We start from the raw sequence: 1565 nt of genomic DNA, 5'->3' as shown, positions 1-1565 counted from the left end.
CCTCCAGGATGACCATGTGGTCGTCAAATACAGGGTCTTTGATGATTTCCAATAGTTGTGCGTGCAGTGGGTGAGTGGGCAGGTGTACGGCCTTGTCGGCATACTGCTGTTGTGTGAATGTGAAGTTGGCCAGGTTCTGGAAGTGTACCTGAGATGCCCCGACTTCCCGTGCCAGGGCGATGAAGTCCTTCATCTCCGTAAAGTTTTCCTTCTGGATGACGTAGCACAGTTTGAGGTTTCCGATCCTGCCCTGGCTGTAGAGTTGGCCTGCAAAGCGTGCGTTTGCTATGACGGTGTTAAAATCGCCGCCCCTGCGCAGGAGGCTGTATGTGTGTTGCGTTGCGGCGTCGATGGAGATGTTGATGCTTGCAACCCTGCCTTCGAGGTTTCCCAAGCGTTGCCAGAGTTCAGGGGTCAGGAGGTTGCCGTTGGTCATCAGGACGAGCTTCAGGGTCGGGAAGTCGTTGTTGTTGATAGCGGTCAGGAGCCTCATGGACGACCTGGCGGCAAAGGGGTCGCCTGCACCGCTTAGTTCAACCACTGCCGCCGTTTTCAGCAGTGGGATGACCACGTTGTCGGTTACCTCTTCTATCTGGCGAAGTTCGGCGGTATCGGGGATTATCTTGTCCTGTCGGCAAGATGGGCAGTAGAGGTTACAGAGGGGGTCGTTGGCGAGGTTTATGAAAAATGGCCTCACGGGTATAACCGTCCCCATAGTCGGTATCTCCGAGGCGGTGCGACGTATGTGTTCTCTGATGTCAGGGGCAAGGGATTGAACCTTGTCATCAATGTAGGCAGCAAGCGAATCTCTGGCAGGCAGTAGTTTCAACATTATCATATAGCAAGACATCTTGTCACAGAACGCAAACGAACCATCTATAATGCCCGCCCTTATGGCCTCTATGGCGGGAGAGTTCCACACAGCATTGAAGTCGTTGTCGTAGGCGTTGCCAATTGATGTCGGCAGCCAACTGGAACAGCAGCAGTAGCAACCGCCCCCTCGTGTAAGGCTCAGGTACACAAACGGAAAGAAACAGAAATAAGCCGCCAACTCATGCCCTGGCCTGGTGGGGCGGCCAGTTGATTTATAGTGTCTTGCCCTGAATATCGAGTCCGTGATACGGAGGTCTTGTGGTTGGAGGCGCCGTGCGAGTTGGAGCATATCAATGGCCCGGTCATATTTCGCCCCTACGATACAGGTCTCAGCGGCAGCCAGGAGCAGGCCGGTGTCGTCCGTGCCGGTGGCGGCCTCCAGCAGGGCATCGCCGATGGCCAGGTTTGCAGTGATTGCCTCGTGGAATAGGCATAGGGATTGAGGGTCGAGGGCGCGGTGTCGTGGTTGAAGTGAGAAGGACGTGTATAGTTGTGAGATTGCGTGCTCATTGACTCTTGTCTTTGTCATGAGGGCCTTGAGTCTGGATAAGACATTCATATTTTTGCCTCCTGTAACACGCCCGGACAAGTACATCTGTCTGTCGTCATCATGTCATAAGTAAGCGAGCATAAGTAGCTATAACAAGAAGGAAGGGGTCAAGGGGGCTGGCCCCCTTGCGGGGTGGGTCTGA

At 54.3% G+C, this 1565-nt stretch carries 1 protein-coding gene; it reads right to left on the bottom strand.

Translation table 11 applies throughout. The annotated features are described in order from the left end of the window. Positions 1 to 1432: radical SAM protein (locus HWQ67_RS18090; RefSeq protein ID WP_218254091.1), on the bottom strand; the 1432-nt coding region annotated here is incomplete at its 3' end. Positions 1433 to 1565 lie beyond the last annotated feature (133 nt).

The organism is Candidatus Magnetobacterium casense, assembly GCF_019173545.1.
Taxonomy (GTDB): Bacteria; Nitrospirota; Thermodesulfovibrionia; order Thermodesulfovibrionales; family Magnetobacteriaceae; genus Magnetobacterium; species Magnetobacterium cryptolimnobacter.
Note: the sequence above shows the minus strand (reverse complement) of the source record. Positions and strands in the feature narration are given on the sequence as shown.